The sequence below is a fragment of the Paraburkholderia sp. CI3 genome, assembly GCF_050436505.1.
Classification (GTDB): Bacteria; Pseudomonadota; Gammaproteobacteria; order Burkholderiales; family Burkholderiaceae; genus Paraburkholderia; species Paraburkholderia tuberum.
The window spans coordinates 1,778,145-1,796,627 of record NZ_JBNDMI010000004.1 but is presented as its reverse complement, the minus strand read 5'-3'; the positions used below and the strand labels follow the sequence as shown (position 1 = coordinate 1,796,627).

At 64.3% G+C, this 18,483-nt stretch carries 11 protein-coding genes and 1 pseudogene; 3 read left to right on the top strand and 9 right to left on the bottom strand.

Annotated elements, in window-relative coordinates:
* Window positions 1-37 precede the first annotated feature (37 nt).
* A complete protein-coding gene (locus tag OKW29_RS29600; RefSeq protein ID WP_026225937.1) occupies window positions 38-265 on the top strand; it encodes a sulfurtransferase TusA family protein in 228 nt (75 codons plus the stop codon).
* Between the two features lie 99 nt (window positions 266-364).
* On the opposite strand, the gene galU is transcribed toward OKW29_RS29600, so the two are convergent.
* The 3 genes from galU to OKW29_RS29585 all read right to left on the bottom strand — a co-directional run bounded on the left by galU (window position 365) and on the right by OKW29_RS29585 (window position 5,221).
* Window positions 365-1,246, bottom strand: coding sequence for a UTP--glucose-1-phosphate uridylyltransferase GalU (galU, locus tag OKW29_RS29595; RefSeq protein WP_090801031.1), 882 nt, complete (start codon window positions 1,244-1,246; stop codon window positions 365-367).
* Between the two features lie 61 nt (window positions 1,247-1,307).
* Complete coding sequence (locus OKW29_RS29590) at window positions 1,308-4,187, bottom strand: valine--tRNA ligase (protein WP_187610877.1); 2,880 nt, start codon at window positions 4,185-4,187, stop codon at window positions 1,308-1,310.
* Between the two features lie 791 nt (window positions 4,188-4,978).
* Window positions 4,979-5,221 carry a hypothetical protein gene (locus OKW29_RS29585; RefSeq protein WP_184063607.1) on the bottom strand — a complete coding sequence of 81 codons (243 nt, stop codon included), beginning with the start codon at window positions 5,219-5,221 and terminating at the stop codon, window positions 4,979-4,981.
* 751 nt (window positions 5,222-5,972) lie between these two features.
* Between OKW29_RS29585 and OKW29_RS29580 the strand changes: the two genes are divergently transcribed.
* The gene (locus OKW29_RS29580) at window positions 5,973-7,877 is read left to right on the top strand and encodes a propionate--CoA ligase (protein WP_429293573.1); all 1,905 of its coding nucleotides are present in this window, start codon (window positions 5,973-5,975) and stop codon (window positions 7,875-7,877) included.
* Window positions 7,878-7,921: 44 nt separating this feature from the next.
* Here the strand turns inward: OKW29_RS29580 and OKW29_RS29575 are convergent, their stop codons facing one another.
* From OKW29_RS29575 to OKW29_RS29565, 3 genes and pseudogenes are all read right to left on the bottom strand, one after another.
* On the bottom strand, window positions 7,922-8,716 hold the full coding sequence (locus OKW29_RS29575) for a 5'-methylthioadenosine/adenosylhomocysteine nucleosidase (RefSeq protein ID WP_429293572.1): 795 nt from the start codon (window positions 8,714-8,716) through the stop codon (window positions 7,922-7,924).
* On the bottom strand, window positions 8,713-11,076 hold the full coding sequence (locus OKW29_RS29570; protein ID WP_184028466.1) for a UvrD-helicase domain-containing protein: 2,364 nt from the start codon (window positions 11,074-11,076) through the stop codon (window positions 8,713-8,715). The genes OKW29_RS29575 and OKW29_RS29570 overlap by 4 nt, the downstream gene beginning before the upstream one ends.
* Window positions 11,077-11,799: 723 nt before the next feature.
* A pseudogene (locus OKW29_RS29565) lies at window positions 11,800-13,066 on the bottom strand (MFS transporter).
* Between the two features lie 483 nt (window positions 13,067-13,549).
* Between OKW29_RS29565 and OKW29_RS29560 the strand changes: the two are divergent.
* Window positions 13,550-15,151: a methyl-accepting chemotaxis protein gene (locus OKW29_RS29560; RefSeq protein ID WP_429294966.1), complete on the top strand. Its 1,602-nt coding sequence runs from the start codon at window positions 13,550-13,552 to the stop codon at window positions 15,149-15,151.
* Between the two features lie 15 nt (window positions 15,152-15,166).
* Here the strand turns inward: OKW29_RS29560 and OKW29_RS29555 are convergent, their stop codons facing one another.
* Genes OKW29_RS29555 through OKW29_RS29545 form a run of 3 tightly spaced genes read right to left on the bottom strand, consistent with a single transcriptional unit; the run spans window position 15,167 to window position 18,483 of the window.
* On the bottom strand, window positions 15,167-16,060 hold the full coding sequence (locus OKW29_RS29555; protein WP_429293571.1) for an efflux RND transporter periplasmic adaptor subunit: 894 nt from the start codon (window positions 16,058-16,060) through the stop codon (window positions 15,167-15,169).
* 13 nt (window positions 16,061-16,073) lie between these two features.
* On the bottom strand, window positions 16,074-16,274 hold the full coding sequence (locus OKW29_RS29550; RefSeq protein WP_018421177.1) for a DUF1656 domain-containing protein: 201 nt from the start codon (window positions 16,272-16,274) through the stop codon (window positions 16,074-16,076).
* Complete coding sequence (locus tag OKW29_RS29545) at window positions 16,264-18,483, bottom strand: FUSC family protein (RefSeq protein ID WP_429293570.1); 2,220 nt, start codon at window positions 18,481-18,483, stop codon at window positions 16,264-16,266. The genes OKW29_RS29550 and OKW29_RS29545 overlap by 11 nt, the downstream gene beginning before the upstream one ends.

Sequence of the window (18,483 nt, the reverse complement as noted above, 5' to 3'; positions counted from 1 at the left end):
CAGCGACGCCCCGTCCCGAAGGTCATCGTCGATGCAAATTCAGATTCACAAGGAAGTCGATGCGCGCGGGCTCATGTGCCCGCTGCCCATCCTGCGCGCCAAAAAGGCGCTCGCCGACATGGAAAGCGGCCAGATTCTCAAGGTGCTCGCCACCGATCCCGGCTCGCAGCGCGATTTCGCCGCGTTCGCGAAGCAGACCGGCAACGAGATCGTCGAAAGCTCGGCGCATGACAAGGTGTTTACGTTTCTGATGCGGCGTCGTTGAGCTGCATTGGGTAAAACTGTCGGTCCGATGTAAAAAAGAAGGCGCTGTCCCCATTATTCAGGGTACAGCGCCTTCTTCGTTTCAGCCGGACTTTCGACGTCAGCCTTCGAGAACCGGCGAGCGGGTACGCAGATATTCTTCGAAATCGGCGGCTACTTCCGGGTGACGCAGGGCGAACTCGACGGTCGCCTTCAGGTAGCCCAGCTTGCTGCCGCAGTCGAAACGTGTGCCGTGATACTTGTACGCGAGCACCTGTTCGTCGGCGAGCAGCGACTGGATCGCGTCCGTCAGTTGCAATTCACCGCCCGCGCCCGGCTTGATGGAGCGCAGGTGATCGAAGATGCGCGGCTTCAGCACATAACGGCCCACCACGCCGAGGTTCGACGGCGCCACGCCCGGCTCCGGCTTTTCGACGATGCCCGACATCTTGATGATCGAGTCTTCCCATTCCTTGCCGTCGACGATGCCGTACGATTTTGTATCTTGCGGCGGGATCTCTTCGACGCCGATCACCGAGCTGTGATAGTGATCGAACACCTCGATCATCTGCGTCATCACGGGCGGCGTGCCGTACAACAGGTCGTCCGCGAGAATCACGGCGAAAGGGTTGTCGCCTACCAGCTTCTCGGCGCACAGCACGGCGTGGCCGAGGCCCAGCGCCTCAGCCTGGCGCACGTAGAAGCAGTCGACGTGGCTCGGCTTGATGCTGCGCACGAGTTCGAGCAGCTTGTCCTTGCCGCGCGCCTCGAGTTCGGCCTCGATCTCATAGGACTTGTCGAAATGGTCTTCGATCGCGCGCTTGCTGCGGCCCGTGACGAAGATCATTTCGGTGATGCCGGCCGCCATCGCCTCTTCGACCGCGTACTGAATCAGCGGCTTGTCGACGATCGGCAGCATCTCCTTCGGGCTAGCCTTCGTGGCGGGGAGGAAGCGGGTGCCAAGACCGGCTACCGGAAAGACCGCCTTCGTAACTTTTAGCATGTGAATACCCTGAGTCCTCTGGTTAAATCCTTGCCCGCCGTTGAGGGGGCGGGCGCGTCGGTCAGGCCGGCAAGCGGGCCAGTTGGGCTTTCAGCTTGCCGACCGTGGCTTCGAAATCGGCCAGCCGCTTCTGCTCCTGTTCCACGACCGCCGCCGGCGCCTTCGCAACGAAGGCCTGATTCTGTAGCTTACCGTTGCACTTGACGATTTCGGCGCTCAACCGCGTGATCTCTTTCGACAGGCGTTCGCGTTCGACCGCTGCGTCGATTTCGACCTTCAACACGAGCTTGTCCGTTCCTACGATAGCAATAGGCGCGCCATCCGCCTGGGCGTCGAGCGCGGCCTCGTCGGCGATGATCTGCACCTCGGACAGACGCGCAAGTGCCTGAGCGTAAGGCGCGAAAGTACGAAGACGCTCCGCATTGCCGGTGGCGAGCAACGGCACCTTCACCGCCGGCGACAGGTTCATTTCTCCGCGCAGATTACGGCATGCATCGATCACCGCTTTGAGGTCGGTCGCCCACCGCTCGGCGTCTTCATCGAGCTTCGACGGCTCCGCGACGGGGTACTGCTGCACCATGATGGACGCCTCGCCCTCGGCCTTGCCTTCCGGGTAGCGTCCCGCGAGCGGCGCCACTTTCTGCCACAGCGCTTCGGTGATGAACGGGATCACCGGATGCGCGAGGCGCAGCACCGTTTCGAGCACACGCAAAAGCGTCCGCCGCGTGGCACGCTGCTGGTTCGGCTGCCCCGTCTGGATCTGCACTTTGGCGAGTTCGACGTACCAGTCACAATATTCGTCCCATACGAACTTGTATATGGCGTTGGCCACATTGTCAAAACGATAGTCGGAAAAACCCTTGACGACTTCCGCTTCCACGCGCTGCAGTTGCGACACGATCCAGCGGTCTGCCTGTGAGAAATGCAGATTGCCTTCTGGCCCGCATTCGCCACATTGCGCCGGCTGGCCGAAACCGCAGTCGTGGCCTTCGCAGTTCATCAGCACGAAGCGCGTGGCGTTCCACAGCTTGTTGCAGAAGTTGCGATAGCCTTCGCAGCGCGCGAGGTCGAAATTGACGTTGCGGCCGAGCGTGGCCATCGACGCCATCGTGAAGCGCAGCGCGTCGGTGCCGAACGCCGCAATGCCGTCCGGAAACTCCTTACGGGTCTTCTTCTCGATCGACGCGGCCAGCTTCGGATTCATCAGGCCGGTGGTGCGCTTCGCGACGAGCGCGTCGAGGTCGATGCCATCGACGATGTCGATCGGGTCGAGCGTGTTGCCCTTGCTCTTCGACATCTTCTGGCCTTCGGCGTCGCGCACGAGACCGTGCATATAGACCGTTTCGAACGGCACCTTGCCCGTGAAGTGCGTGGTCATCATGACCATGCGCGCGACCCAGAAGAAGATGATGTCGAAGCCGGTGACGAGCACCGACGACGGCATGAAGTGCTTGAGCTCTTCGGTTTCGTTCGGCCAGCCGAGCGACGAGAACGGCACCAGAGCGGACGAGAACCACGTGTCGAGCACGTCTTCGTCGCGCTTCAACGCCCCCGTGTAGCCGGCCGCGACGGCCTTCGCGCGCGCGTCCTCTTCGGTCTTGGCGACGAACACTTCTCCGTTCTCGCCGTACCACGCCGGAATCTGATGACCCCACCACAGCTGACGCGAGATGCACCAGTCCTGGATGTTTTCGAGCCACTGGTAGTACGTGGTGGTCCAGTTTTCCGGCACGAATTTGATCTGGCCGTTGCGCACGACGTCGAGCGCGGTTTCGGTGATCGACTTGCCCGGATTGAACGTGCCTTCGGGCGCCGGCTTGCTCATCGCGACGAACCACTGGTCGGTCAGCATCGGCTCGATCACGACGCCGGTGCGGTCGCCGCGCGGCACCATCAGCTTGTGCGGCTTGACCGATTCGAGCGCACCGAGCGCCTCGAGATCGGCGACCACCAGCTTGCGGGCTTCGAAACGGTCGAGGCCGCGGTATTTTTCGGGCGCGTTGTCGTTGATCTTCGCGTCGAGCGTGAGGATTTCGATTTGCGGCAGCTTGTGGCGCAGGCCGACCTGATAATCGTTGAAATCATGCGCGGGCGTGACCTTGACGACGCCTGTGCCGAATTCGCGGTCGACGTAATCGTCGGCGATGATCGGCACTTCGCGGTTCGACAGCGGCAGCGTGATGGTCTTGCCGATCAGGTGGGCGTAGCGTTCGTCTTCCGGGTGCACCATCACGGCGGTGTCGCCGAGCATGGTTTCCGGACGGGTGGTGGCGACGGTCAGATGGCCCGAGCCGTCGGTCAACGGATAGTGGATGTGCCACAGGTGGCCGTTTTCTTCTTCGCTGACCACTTCGAGGTCGGATACGGCGGTGAGCAGCACCGGGTCCCAGTTCACGAGGCGCTTGCCGCGATAGATCAGGCCCTGTTCATACAGACGCACGAATACGTCGCGCACGGTGGCCGACGTCTTGTCGTCCATCGTGAAGTATTCGCGCGACCAGTCGATCGATGCACCGAGACGACGCACCTGATTCGTGATCGTGGAGCCGGATTGCTGCTTCCACTCCCACACACGCTCGACGAACTTCTCGCGGCCGAGGTCGTGGCGCGACACGCCCTGTGCGTCGAGCTGGCGTTCGACGACGATCTGCGTGGCGATGCCCGCGTGGTCGGTGCCCGGCACCCACAGCGTGTTCTCGCCGAGCATGCGGTGATAGCGGGTCAGGCCGTCCATGATGGTCTGGTTGAACGCGTGGCCCATGTGCAGCGTGCCCGTGACGTTCGGCGGCGGCAACTGGATCGAGAAATCCTTGCGGTTCGCGTCGAAGGAGGGCGCGGCGTAGGTGCGCTTTTCCCATTCAGGGCCCCAGTGGGCTTCGATGGTGTGGGGTTCGAAGCTTTTTGCAAGCGTCGAGGTCGGGTCGCTCGGGGTGTCGCTCATGTTTCTGTTAAAGGCAGGATTTTGGAGGCGGGGAAGGGTTGATTATAGCTGGACGAGGTTTTTTGCCGGCCGGCGGCCGGTGTGGACAGGGGTTATGCTTTTTTCGTTGTTCTGGCTTTGTTGGCCTTTCCTTGCTGACTTATCGGTCTATTAGCGTTGCCCCTGTGCGGGGCGGCACCTACTTTCTTTGCTGCTGCAAAGAAAGTAGGCAAAGAAGACAGCTCAAACCGCCAACTCTTAAGCGGGTCCCTTGGCTTGGAAGGGGTAGTGGTGCATCTGGAATCCGTGCCGCCGCACATTCCCCGTTCGTGACAAAGCCATCATCCCTCCCACTCCGCACTACGTGCGTCGCGGAGGGGTCTGCCTGGGAAACCAATGGTTTTGCCCGCGCAGCGGGGGCCGTCGGCTGCGCCTCGGCGATGCGCCGAAACAACCGGTGGTTTTGGAACGGGGTTTCGGCGCGCGCAGCGCCGCCGGAAGAATGACCGCCTTGTCACTGGTGCCGAATGTGCGGAAGCACGGATTCCAGATGCACCACTACCTTATGCGGACCGAGGGACCCGCTTAAGAATTAGCGGTTTGAGCTGTCTTCTTTGCCTACTTTCTTTGCAGCAGCAAAGAAAGTAGGTGCCGCCCCGCACAGGGGCAACGCTAATAGACCGATAAGTGAGCAAGGAAAGGCCAACAAAGCCAGAACAACGAAAAAAGCCCCGCCCCGCACAGGGGCAACGCTAATAGACCGATAAGTCAGCAAAGGAAAGGCCAACACCGCAAAGAACACCACCCTCGCCTTAGCCCCGCATCCGCCTCCACAGCAAAAAACCCACCGCAATGACGATAACCGCAACACCGTCGACAACAGCCAGCACCGGCAAAGGATCGCTCCACTTGTCCATGTTCGTCGTGCGCGAATAATAGGGCTCGCCGCTTCCATACGCTTCGTCCAGGTTAATCACGTTAAACGCAGCAACCGCAACGACAAGGGCAAGCAGAACTACGCCAGCGAGAAAACGGGCGATGCTGGACTTCCGCATGTCAGTACCTAACCGTCAAGGGAATGTAGCAATCTGGCGACGGCGTAGCCGCCTCCTTCAGGTCGCGTACGAAAGATTCCATCCCGGCATGCAGGTTGATACAACCCGCGCTACCCGCATGCGTGCCGCCGTGGATAAAAAAGCCGCCCCGTCCATACGTCTGTGTTCCGGGATAGACATGAATCGTGATCCGATGATCACCCCAGGCAGCACGCGGGGCAAAGTTGTACCAATGGTTCTCCCACATCTGCGAAGGCTCAATCCAATATTGGCCGGGGGAATTGGACCCACACCATCTTTGCGCTGACGCATCGACGAATAATCGAATTTTCCGCCGCTATCCGTTCTTCCGGACACGGCGGCATAGATACGGGAAGTCGGACCACTCATGGTCAAAAAACGACCGTTGAAGTTTAGAAATACTTGAGACCTCGCGCAAGCTGGAACACGCGGACTACCACGCTCCGAGGCGTATCGATCGGACATACAAACCTCAATATCTGGGGGAAACGACCTGTCACGTTGATCGCCTCTACCTTACCTGGCGGAGCAGAAACAACAAATGGGCGACGGATGAAAATGACGAACAACGACTTTCTTCTGTTGCCCTTCGCCCTTACGGCGAACCAGCTTGCCCCCCCTCCCGCCCGTGGCTATGCTTGTGCGCATAACCAGCGCCGCACCGGGCGCGCAATTTGCGATTCCGTTTCATCCAACCCCGTCCACTCCCGCCGCACGAGGATCGCCGCCGATGACCCGCTACCGCGATTTCCACCGCCGCTCGATCGACCACCCCGAAGCCTTCTGGCGCGAAGAAGCCCAGCGCATTCACTGGCACACGCCATTCGGCACCGTGCTCGACCGCTCGAAGCCGCCGTTCGCGCGCTGGTTCGTCGGCGGTCGCACGAACCTCTGCCATAACGCGGTCGACCGGCATCTGGCCGAACGCTCGCAGCAGAACGCGCTCGTCTACGTATCGACCGAAACCGGCATCGAGCGGCACTACACGTATGCCGATCTGTACGCCGAAATCAACCGGATGGCCGCCGTCATGCGCTCGCTCGGCGTGAAGCGCGGCGACGTCGTGCTGATCTATCTGCCGATGATCCCCGAGGCGCTGTTCGCGATGCTCGCCTGCGCGCGGCTCGGCGCGATCCACTCGGTCGTGTTCGGCGGCTTCGCGGCGCCGAACCTCGCCGCGCGTATCGACGACGCGAAGCCCGTGCTGATCGTCACTGCCGACGCCGGCGCGCGCGGCGGCAAGGTGGTCGACTACACGCCGCTCGTCGACGAAGCGCTCGCGCGCGCCATGCACAAGACACCGTATGTGCTGCTGATCGACCGGCAGCTCGCGCCCGCGCGACTGAACGCACCCTACCTCGTCGCCTACGAGCCGCTGCGCGAACAGTTCTTCGACGCCCACGTCCCGTGCGAGTGGCTCGAATCGAACGAGCCGTCGTACGTGCTGTACACGTCGGGCACGACCGGCAAACCGAAGGGCGTGCAGCGCGATGTCGGCGGCTATGCGGTCGCGCTCGCGGCATCGATGGAATACATCTTCGAGGGCAAGCCCGGCGACACCATGTTCACCGCGTCCGACGTCGGCTGGGTGGTCGGCCACAGCTACATCGTGTACGCGCCGCTGATCGCGGGGCTGACCACCGTGATGTACGAAGGCACGCCGATTCGTCCGGACGGCGGCATCTGGTGGCGGCTCGTCGAACACCACAAGATCAACCTGATGTTCACCGCGCCGACCGCGATACGCGTGCTGAAGAAGCAGGACCCGGCGCTGATGAAGGCAGCCGATCTGTCGAGCCTGCGCACGCTGTTTCTTGCCGGCGAACCACTCGATGAACCGACCGCCGAATGGATCTCCAACGCGTTGAACAAGCCGGTGATCGACAACTACTGGCAGACCGAAACCGGCTGGCCGATGCTCGCGATTCCGCGCGGCATCGAGGCACTGCCGACCAAGCTCGGTTCGCCGGGCGTGCCCTCGATCGGCTATAGCCTGAGCGTGCGCGACGAGCTGACCGGCGAGCCCTGCGCGCCCGGCGAGAAAGGCGTGCTGACGCTCGACTATCCGCTGCCGCCGGGCTGCATGTCGACGGTATGGGGCGACGACAAGCGCTTCGTCGGCACCTACTGGTCGAGCGTGCCGAACCAGCAGGTGTATTCGACGTTCGACTGGGGCGTGCAGGACGAGGACGGCTACGTGACGATCCTCGGCCGCACCGACGACGTCATCAACGTCGCGGGCCATCGCCTCGGCACGCGCGAGATCGAGGAGGCGCTGTCGAGCCATGCGGCTGTCGCGGAAGTCGCGGTGGTCGGTGTGACCGATCCGGTCAAGGGTCAGGCGGCGATGGCCTTCGTCGTGTTGCGCGGCGCGCAGGGAGAAGGCGACCCGAGCGAGCGCGCGCGGCTCGAAGCCGAGCTGGCGATGACGGTCGACCGCCATCTCGGCTCGATTGCGCGGCCCGCGCGCGTGGTGATGGTATCGATGCTGCCGAAGACGCGCTCCGGCAAGCTATTGCGCCGCGCTATCGCGGCGCTCGCCGAAGGGCGCGAGCCGGGCGATTTGCCGACGATCGAAGATCCGGCCGCGCTGCAGCAGGTGCGCGACGCGCTCGGCGACGGCAGGAAGGAATAAGCGGGCCGATCAGCGGGCGACCAGGCGGACGAACCAGCGGGCGCTCAGCCCGCGCTGTCCCGCGTGCCGAGAAAGCGCGCGAGAATCGCGTTCGAATACGTGCCCGCGATCCCGGTCAGGAACGACATGAACGATCCGGGCGCGTGGTCGTCGGCGGTATCGGAGATCGTGCGCACGACCGCGCACGGCACGCCGTACTCGTAGCAGACCTGCGCGATCGCCGCGCCTTCCATCTCGACCGCGAGCGCGTCGGGCAGCGCGTCGCGCAACGCCGCGACGGCCGCCGCGCTCGCGACGAACTGATCGCCGCTGACGATCAAGCCGCGATGCACGCGCGGCGCGCGCGTGCCGAAGCGCGCCGCGCAGGCCGCCCCTTCCTCGGCGACGAACTGCTCGCATGCGGCGGTTAGACGGTCGGCGAGCGCCGCATCGGTGGTGAAGCGCGACATGCCGAGCAGCGGCACCTCGAAGCGCGGAAAAAGCGGCGACGCGTCGACATCGTGCTGCATCAGCGCGCTCGCAACGACGATATCGCCGACATGCACGTCGCCGCCGACACCGCCCGCGACACCGGTGAACACGATCGCCTCGACATCGAACGCGTGGATCAGCGCACTGACCGTCGCGGCCGCCGCGACCTTGCCGACGCGCGCGAGCGTGACGACGCACGGCGTGCCGTGCACGGTGCCGACGTGGTAGTCACGCTGGCCGTGCGTGACCGTGCGCACGCCGGACGCGGCGCGCATCGCTTCGATCAGGTCGCCGAGTTCCTGCGGTAACGCGGCCAGAACGCCGAGCGGCCGCCGCCCATCGTGGCTGAGATTCAAGGGCGTGCTCATTCGACCGCCTGCAATTTAGCCACCGCCAGCGCCAGCCACTTTTCGCCGTGCCGCTTGAAGCGGACCTGCGCTTTCGCGTCGGTACCGTTGCCTTCGAGTGCGGTGATCGTGCCTTCGCCGAACTTGGTATGAAACACCTGCTGGCCGACGCGGAAGCCCGTGTCGGCCGCGCGTTGCTCGTTCGCGAACGCGGGCGCCGGCGCGGAGGTCACCGCCGCCGTCGACGCCGAACCGCCGCCGTACCCCGGCCGCGCGAACCAGTCGCGCCCGTAGCCGGCGTTGTCCGAGCGACCGCCCCAGCGCGAGCCCGCCTCGACCTTCGGCGTCAGCCACTTCAGCGTTTCCTGCGGCAATTCGTCGAAGAAACGCGAGCGGATGTTGTAGCGGGTCTGGCCGTGCAGCATCCGGCTCTGCGCGAAAGACAGGTACAGCCGCTCCTTCGCGCGCGTGATCGCGACGTACATCAGACGCCGCTCCTCTTCGAGGCCGTCGGCCTCCATCGCGCTGTTCTCGTGCGGGAACAGCCCCTCTTCGAGGCCGGTGATGAACACCGCGGTGAATTCGAGCCCCTTTGCCGCGTGCACCGTCATCAGCTGCACCGCTTCCTGGCCGGCCTGCGCCTGGTTGTCGCCCGCTTCGAGCGATGCGTGCGACAGAAAGCCCGCGAGCGGCGTCATCGTGTCGGGGTTTTGCGCCGGATCGGCGATGCCCGGTGCGTCGAGGACCACCGTGGTCGGATCGTCGGTCGCGACCGCGAGTTCGGGCGCGGCGCTGGCTCCTGGGCGCAGCGGAATCGAGCGCGCGGGCGTATCGAGCCCGTAGCCTTCCTCGCTGACAAACGCGGCGGCCGCGTTGACGAGTTCCTGCAGGTTCTCGAGCCGCTCCTGGCCTTCGCGCTCGTTCTGATAGAAGTCGGCGAGACCGCTCGCGCGGACCACGTACTCGACGGTCTCCGGCAGGCTCATCTGCTGCGTGTCGGCGCGCATCTTGCCGACGAGGTTCGCGAACGCGGCGAGGCTCGAGCCGGCCTTGCCGGCGACGTACGGAATCGCCGCGGCCATCGAGCAGTTGTACAGACGCGCCGCGTCGGCGAGCTGTTCGATCGAACGCGCGCCGATGCCGCGAGTCGGGAAATTGACGACGCGGCCGAACGCGGTGTCGTCGTTCGGGTTGTCGATCAGGCGCAGGTAGGCGAGCGCGTGCTTGACTTCCTGACGTTCGAAAAAGCGCAGGCCGCCATACACGCGATACGCGATGCCCGCGTTGACGAGCGTGTGCTCGATCGTGCGCGACTGCGCGTTGCTGCGGTAGAGCACCGCGATTTCGCTGCGCGACAGGCCGGTGTTGATCAGCGCGCGAATCTCTTCGACGATCCAGCCGGCCTCCTGCGAATCGGTCGCCGATTCGTAGACGCGCACCGGTTCGCCGTGACCCGCGTCGGTACGCAGATTCTTGCCGAGGCGTCGCGAGTTGTTCGCGATCAGCTGGTTGGCGGCATCGAGAATATGGCCGTGCGAACGATAGTTTTGCTCGAGCTTGATCAGATTGCGCACGTTGAACTCGTGCTCGAAGTCGCGCATGTTGCCGACGTTCGCGCCGCGGAACGCGTAGATCGACTGGTCGTCGTCGCCGACCGCGAAGATTGCGTTGTGCTGGCCCGCGAGCAGCTTCAGCCACGCGTATTGCAGCTTGTTGGTGTCCTGAAACTCGTCGACGAGGATGTGCCTGAAGCGCGCCTGGTAATGCGCGCGCAGCGGCGGATTGTGCGCGAGCAGTTCGTAGCAGCGCAGCAGCAGCTCGGGGAAGTCGACGACGCCTTCGCGCTGGCATTGCTGATCGTAGGCTTCGTAGAGTTCGACGAACTTGCGGTTGAAGTTGTCGGTGGCGTCGACGTCTTTGGGGCGCAGGCCCTGCTCTTTCGCGTTGTTGATGAAGTACTGGAGATTTTTCGCGGGGTACTTTTCGTCGTCGATGTTGAGGCCCTTCATCAGGCGCTTGATCGCCGACAGCTGGTCCGCGGTATCGAGAATCTGGAATGTGGCGGGCAGCCCGGCGTCGCGGTGATGCGCGCGCAGCATACGGTTGCACAGGCCGTGGAACGTGCCGATCCACATGCCGCGCGTGTCGATCGGCAATAGCGCCGAGAGGCGCGCCATCATTTCGCGGGCGGCTTTGTTCGTGAAGGTCACCGCGAGGACGGTCGCGGGGGACGCGAGGCCTTGCTGAATCAGCCACGCGATGCGGGTGATCAGGACGCGGGTTTTGCCGCTGCCGGCGCCCGCCAGGATCAGGGCGGGCTCATTCGGGAGCGTTACGGCGGCGTGTTGTTCGGGGTTTAGATTCGAGAGGAGGTCGGGCATTTTTTTGCTGAGGCGCAGTTCGGGGGACATTATATGCCCCGGCGGGGGCGGCGCTTTTTTTGGTTTTTTTGTTCTTCTGGATATGGGTTGGGTTTTTTTCGTTGTTCTGGCGGTGTTGGCCTTTCCTTGCTGACTTATCGGTCTATTAGCGTTGCCCCTGTGCGGGGCGGCACCTACTTTCTTTGCTGCTGCAAAGAAAGTAGGCAAAGAAGACAGCTCAAACCGCCAACTCTTAAGCGGGCCCCTCGGTCTGCATGAGGTAGTGGTGCATCTGGAATCCGTGCTCCCGCACATTCCGCGCTTGTGACAAGGCTGTCATTCTTCCGGCGGCGCTACGCGCGCCGAAACCCCGCTCAAAAACCACTGGTTGTTTCGGCGCATCGCCGAGGCACAGCCGAGGGCCCCCGCTGCGCGGGCCAAACCATTGGTTTCCCAGGCAGACCCGTCCGCGACGCACGTAGTGCGGAGTGGGAGGGATGATGGCTTTGTCACGAACGGCGGAATGTGCGGGGGCACGGATTCCAGATGCACCACTACCTCATGCAGACCGAGGGGCCCGCTTAAGAGTTGGCGGTTTGAGCTGTCTTCTTTGCCTACTTTCTTTGCAGCAGCAAAGAAAGTAGGTGCCGCCCCGCACAGGGGCAACGCTAATAGACCGATAAGTCAGCAAGGAAAGGCCAACACCACACGATAAGGAAAAAGCCCCAACCTCGCGGCACGCGCTCACCCTTTAACCCGCTTCCCCTCAACATCCGGCAACAAAACAGTGAGCACCCCAATCAACGGCAAAAACGAACAAACCTTATAAACAAACGCAATACTGGTAGCGTCAGCGAGTTCCCCAAGCACGGCGGCGCCCACGCCGCCAAGCCCAAAGGCAAAACCAAAGAACAACCCAGCCACCATCCCAACCTTCCCAGGAATCAACTCCTGCGCATAAACAAGAATCGCCGAGAACGCCGAGGCGAGCACCACCCCAATAACAACCGTCAGCACACCAGTCCAGAACAGATTCGCATACGGCAACAGCAGCGTAAAAGGCGCGACGCCACAGAATCGACACCCAGATCACGTACTTGCGCCCGATCCTGTCGCCGATCGGCCCGCCGATCACCGTACCCGCCGCGACCGCCGCGAGGAACACGAACAGATGGATCTGCGCGGCCTGCACCGACAGATGGAACCTGTCGATCAGATAGAACGTGAAATAGCTATTGATGCTGGCGAGATAGAAGTACTTGGAGAACACCAGCAACACCAGCACGCTCATTGCCAGGATGATCTTGTTACGCGGCAGCGTCACGTGCGCGCCCTGACCGCGCGCCTTCCTGACCGACGGATGACGCTTGTACCAGCGGCCGATCTGCGTGAGCACGACGATCGCGACGAGCGCCGCCGCCGAGAACCACGCGATGCTGCGTTGCCCGTGCGGAATCACGATCAGCGCGGCGAGCAGCGGCCCGAGCGACGAACCCGCATTGCCGCCGACCTGGAACAACGACTGCGCGAGACCGTGACGGCCACCCGAGGCCATCCGCGCGACTCGCGACGACTCCGGATGGAACACCGACGATCCGCAGCCGACCAGCGCCGCGGCGACCAGCAGCACGCCGAAGTTCGGCGCGACCGACATCAGCAGCAGCCCGGTCAGCGTGAAGCCCATGCCGACCGGCAGCGAGTACGGCTTCGGATGTTTGTCGGTATAGCTGCCGACGAGCGGCTGCAGCAGCGACGCGGTGATCTGGTAGGTCAGCGTGATCAGACCGATCTGCCCGAACGACAACGAGAAGTTGTCCTTGAACATCGGGTAGATGGCGAGGATCAGCGACTGGATCATGTCGTTGAGCAGGTGCGAAAAGCTGATCGCACCGAGCACGGAATACACCGTGCGCTGGACCTTGGCGGCCGCCGGCGCAGCGGCGGCCGGGGACGCGCTCGCCCCCGTGGCGGATGCGCCGGCAAGGGCGCTTTTATCGAGGCTCGTTTCCATACGCTAGAAAAAAAGATCGGGAAAACGGTGGAATGAAAGATCGGCACCGAAAACCGGTGCGGGCAGCACGCCTCGTAGGCGCGTTCCGCGAAGCACTACGGCGTTTCGTCGCGGCAACCGGCGTTTTGAATATTTAGCCGAAGTTTAATGTGGCCGAAGCGAATTGTAAGGACAAGTTTTGTCGCGAATCGGACAAGGGGGCGGATGACTTTTCATTCGGCGGTGAAAGGACGAGTCGTCAGCTCTTTGCCTGAAGAAACTTTTTTTGGCGAGTTTTTGGCCACGGTATAAAGCGCTCGCGATTTGCGCGGCTCACGAAGCAGCGCGTCGAACATGGAACCGGGAACGGCAAGCGGCGCACGACCCGCCCCGGCCTGCACAAGCGAAATTCAAGATCGCGGGGCGCGCTGCCGTAGACCCGGAGAGATAAGTGGTGATGCCGGAACCGACCGTCCGGCGCGTCGACATGTGGGGACGGGGATGATGAAAGCAGTGGCACACAGCGCAGCGGCAACGAAGTTCAACGGCCTGTCGGTCAAGGCGACGCTGCGGATCGCGTTTGCGATTCTGCTCGCCGGCACGCTGCTGATCGGCGTGTTTTCGCTGCTGCAGATCGGCCGGCTGAACGCGTCCGCGCAATCGATCTACGACCAGGGCCACGTCGCGAGCCGCGCCGCCGAGGAAGCGCGCGGCCACATGCTGCGCGCGAGCCGCGCGCAAAAGATGCTGCTCACCGCGACCACCGCGAAGGAGCGCGACGAACTCGGGGCCGACATCGAGCGCGGCCTCGCAGGTCTCAACGAGCAGATGGGCACGCTCCAGCAGTACGTCGATAAGTCGGACGCGAAGGCGGTCGGCGCGCAGAAGGCGTTCGCCGCGGCGGTCGCGGCATGGAGCAGTCACCTGCGCGACTTCGTCACGCTCGTGAAAGCGCAGCCGCTCGATCTGTCGCAGATGAACTGGCAGGTCGGCACGCAGGACGTGTCGCTGCTCGTCGAAACCGGCAAGCTCGAAAAGCTCGTCGACGAACTCGTCGCGCAGCGCGGCACCGCCGCGAAGGCGACGATCGACGCGTCCGGTTTCATCTATCACTCGTCGTTCGTGATGATCGCGGTGATGACGTTCGCACTGATCGTGCTCGCGTTCGGCATCGCCGCGTGGGTCGTGCGGCGGCTCACCGCGCAGCTCGGCGGCGAGCCCGCGTACGCGAAGGAGATCGCGCGCCGCATCGCCGCGGGCGATCTGTCGAACCGCATCGCGCTCGGCGGCAAGGACCGTGCGAGCATGCTGTTCGCGCTGTCCGACATGCAAAGCGGACTCGCGACGACGGTTGCCGACATCGCGTCGAGCGCCGATGCGATCGCGACCGCGTCCGCGCAGATTTCGATGGGCAACCTCGATCTGTCGCAGCGTACCGAGCAGCAGGCGCTTGCGCTCGAGCGCACCGCGAGCAGCATGGAGCAGCTGACCTCGACGGTGCGTCAGAACGCCGACAACGCAAAGCAGGCGAGCACGCTCGCGAACAACGCGTCGGCGATCGCCGAGCAGGGCGGCGCGGTCGTGAGCCGCGTGGTGGCGACGATGAACGACATCAACGACAGCGCGCGCAGCATCGGCGACATCATCGGCGTGATCGAGGGGATCGCGTTTCAGACCAACATCCTCGCGTTGAACGCGGCCGTCGAGGCGGCGCGCGCGGGCGAGGAGGGGCGCGGCTTTTCGGTCGTCGCGGCGGAAGTGCGCAATCTCGCGCAGCGCAGCGCGGCGGCCGCCAAGGAGATCAAGGGCTTGATCCAGGCTTCGGTCGAGCGCGTCGGCAACGGCTCGACGCTGGCCGCTGACGCCGGTCAGACGATGGACGAAGTCGTCAAGGCCGTGAAGCGCGTGACCGACATCATGGGCGAGATTTCGGCGGCGTCGTCCGAGCAGAGCGCCGGTATCGAGGCGATCAGTCTCGCGGTCACGCAGATGGACTCGGGCACGCAGCAGAACGCCGCGCTGGTGGAGGAGGCCACCGCCGCGGCCCGCTCGCTCGACGATCAGGCGCGCGGGCTGAAGGCGATGGTGGGGCAGTTCAGGCTATAAAAGGCGGCGCGGGCGTCAGCTCGCGTTGGCCAACGAGGAGCCGGAGCCCGTCCCCGGCCGCACCACCACCGTGCAGGTCGTGCCCGCCGCCAGCATCACGTCGGGCGGCACCGAGTCGATCCGCACGCGCACCGGCACGCGCTGCGCGAGGCGCACCCAGTTGAAGGTCGGATTCACGTCCGCGAGCAGTTCGTGGCTTTGCGGATTGTCGCGGTCGTAGATGCCGCGCGAGATGCTCTCCACGTGACCTTGCAGCGTGCCGCCGCTCATCAGCCGCACTTCGGCCTGATCGCCGACGCGCACGTGCGGCAGCTTGGTTTCCTCGAAGTAGCCATACACCCAGAACGAGTGACTATCGACAATCGCGAGCTTCGCGGCGCCCGCGCTCGCATAGTCGCCGCGGAACACGGACAGGTTCGTCACGTAGCCGTCGACCGGCGACACCACGCGCGTGCGCTCGAGGTTCAGCTTCGCGGCGTCGAGCGCGGCGAGTGCCTGCTGATAGGCGGCATCGGCGGCGGACGCGGTATGCGTCGCGTTTTCGCGGCTTTCCTTCGACACCACCTGCGAATCCATGTCGGCACGCCGTTGCGCGTCGTCGCGCTTCATCTGCAATTCGGCCTTGCGCGCGGCAACGGCGGCCTGCGCCTGCTCGACCGCGATCTGGTAATGCGACGGATCGATCTGCATCAGCAGGTCGCCCTTCTTCACGAACTGGTTGTCCTTGACCGGCAGATCGACAATCGCGCCCGACACGTCCGGCGCGACGTTGACGATCTCGGCGCGCACGCGGCCGTCGCGGGTCCACGGTTCGTCCATGTAATGGACCCACAGCACGCGGCCAATCACGATCGCGACGATGAAAATGACGGCTGTCGCGATGAAGCCCACAAGATTTCGGATGGTCATGTTTCGACTCTGATCAACGATAAACGGCGAGGCCGAGAAGGCCGCACACGGACACGAGCAAGCTGGCCCGGAACAGGGAGGGGTGCCACACCACGCGATAGAGGCCCGTATAGGCGATCACGCGATCGACGAGCCAGGTCAGCGCGGCGCCCGCGATGAACAGCAGCACAATGGCTGGCACATAGGCATCGAGCACGGCGATATCACGCGGCATGAGGAACTCCTTTTTCTTCTGATGCGTCCGCGCGCGCGCCGATCGCCGAGGCAAGCGGCGACTGCGGATCGAGCAGCGCGGTACGGATGAAATGCAGTTGACTGAGGATGCGCAACAGCTGATGGCGTTCTTCACGCGATGGCGTGAAGCCGGCCATCAGCTGCTGCACTTGCGCGATCGCATCGGCGGTCGCCGCGAGCGCGCGCGCGAAGTGCTGCTGCCGCGGCCGCTCGAACAGCGCCGCGAGCGCATCGCGCAGCGCGCGCAGCGCGACGCGCCACGGTGCCGCTTGGTGGTAGCGCGGCTCGTTGGGCAGCGTCGCGATTTCGCGGCGCAGGTCGATCACCGCGTTGCCGACCTCCAACACCGAAAACAGCCAGCGCAGCGTGTCGCGCTTCGTTTCGGGCTCGTTCTGCGACAGCGCGTTGATCTGGAACATCAGATCGCGTGCGCCGCTTTCGAAGCGCGAGCGCACGCGTGCCAGACCCGCGCGGCCGGCCAGCACCACCTGGCGGCGCAGGTCGACGAGCAGGCGGTTGCGCAGCCACGGCGTCGACGGCGGCAGCAACACCGCGAACGCGATCGACGACACCAGCATCGACAGCACCAGCGCGAGCGCATCGTTCATGAACGCGCTCGGGTCGTAGTGAATCACGTTGTCGGGGCCGGCGAGGAAGCAGAAGAAGATGCAGTAGCCGACGCCGTAGCCCGCGAGCGTCGGACGCGTGGTCATCAACACGCCGAGCAGCAGGAACGGCGTGAGCGCGACGCACAGCATCACGAAGCCGTCGATGTGCGGATACACGCCGAACACCGCGATCATGCCCATCAGCGTCGCGAGCACCGTGCCGCCGGCCATCTTGAACGCGGTGCGCTTCGGATCCGGCGACGCCGACGCGAGCGCGCACACGGCCGCTGCGACCAGCGTCAACGTCGAGCCGCTCGGCCACGCGGTGGCGATCCAGAACGCCCCGAGCACCATCATCACGATGGCCGCGCGCAGGCCCGCGACGCCGGCCGCGATCGCGTTGGTTTTCGGCTCGTAGCGCTCGATCCAGCGTTCGCGCGCGTGCTTGTCGACGGCGAGCGACGCGTAGGTCGCCGCGTACGCATGCAGGTCGTCGATGAAGCGGTACAGCAGCTCGGCGCCCGTGTCGAAATCGAGCAACGGCGCGTCGGGGTGCGTTTCGAGCTCGTCGCGCGTCGCGCGCACGCGTTTGGGCAACTCGCTTCTGTAGGTGTCGAGCTGGGCCGCGGCGTGCGCGGCGTCGGCCGCGCTCAGCACCGGCTCGCCCGACTTCGCGAGCAACGGCGCGATCTCCTTGAAGTACGGTTCGAGCGCGGCGATCGCGATCGCCGCGCCGTGCGTGCCGCTGTCGCGCAGACGGTTCATCAGCTGATGCAGCGCGTGAAAGCGCGTCGACGCGGTCATGAACTCGCTGTTCAGACGCGCGAGGCGCCCGCCGCGCATCCGCGAATCGGGGCCTTCGAACACGGCGATGCTGCGTGCGGCCTCGAACCCGACGATGTCGGCGACGAAGCGCGCATTGGTCGCCTCGATCTGGGCGCGGTCGTTGCGCCCGGCAAGCGACGCCGACACGTACTCCACGAACGCCGAGAAGCGCGCACGCACGGTGCCGCGCATCTGCAGGCCGGCGAACTGCGGAAACACGAGGCCGCTGACCGCACCCGCGCAGATGATCCCGATCACCACTTCCGCGACCCGCGTGAGCGCGCTCAGGAACGCGCCGTCCGGATGCTGCGAAGCGGGGATGCCGATCAGCGCGGCCGTGTAGCCCGCCAGCACGAAGCCGTACGAACGGAAGTTGCGATTGCGCGCGGCGCCGGCGGTGCAGATGCCGACCCAGATCGCGGTCGTGACGAGGAACAGCTCCGGCTGCTGCGCGAACAGTCCGATCAGCGCGAGCATCACGACGAGACCGACCAGCGTGCCGCAGATCCGGTAGAAGCTCTTCGCGAACACTGCGCCGCTTTGCGGCTGCATCACGATGAATACGGTGGTCATCGCGGTGCGCGGCTGCGGCAGATCGAGCTTCATCGCGATGCCGAGCGCGAGGAAGCACGCGGCGAGCGACTTGAACAGATAGATCCATACGAGGCCGTCGGTGCGCGCCCAGTGGGCGGCGGCTTCGTAGAGCGCGGCGAACGAGGCGGGGCGCGCGCTCGACGGGGAGGGCGAGGAGGACAT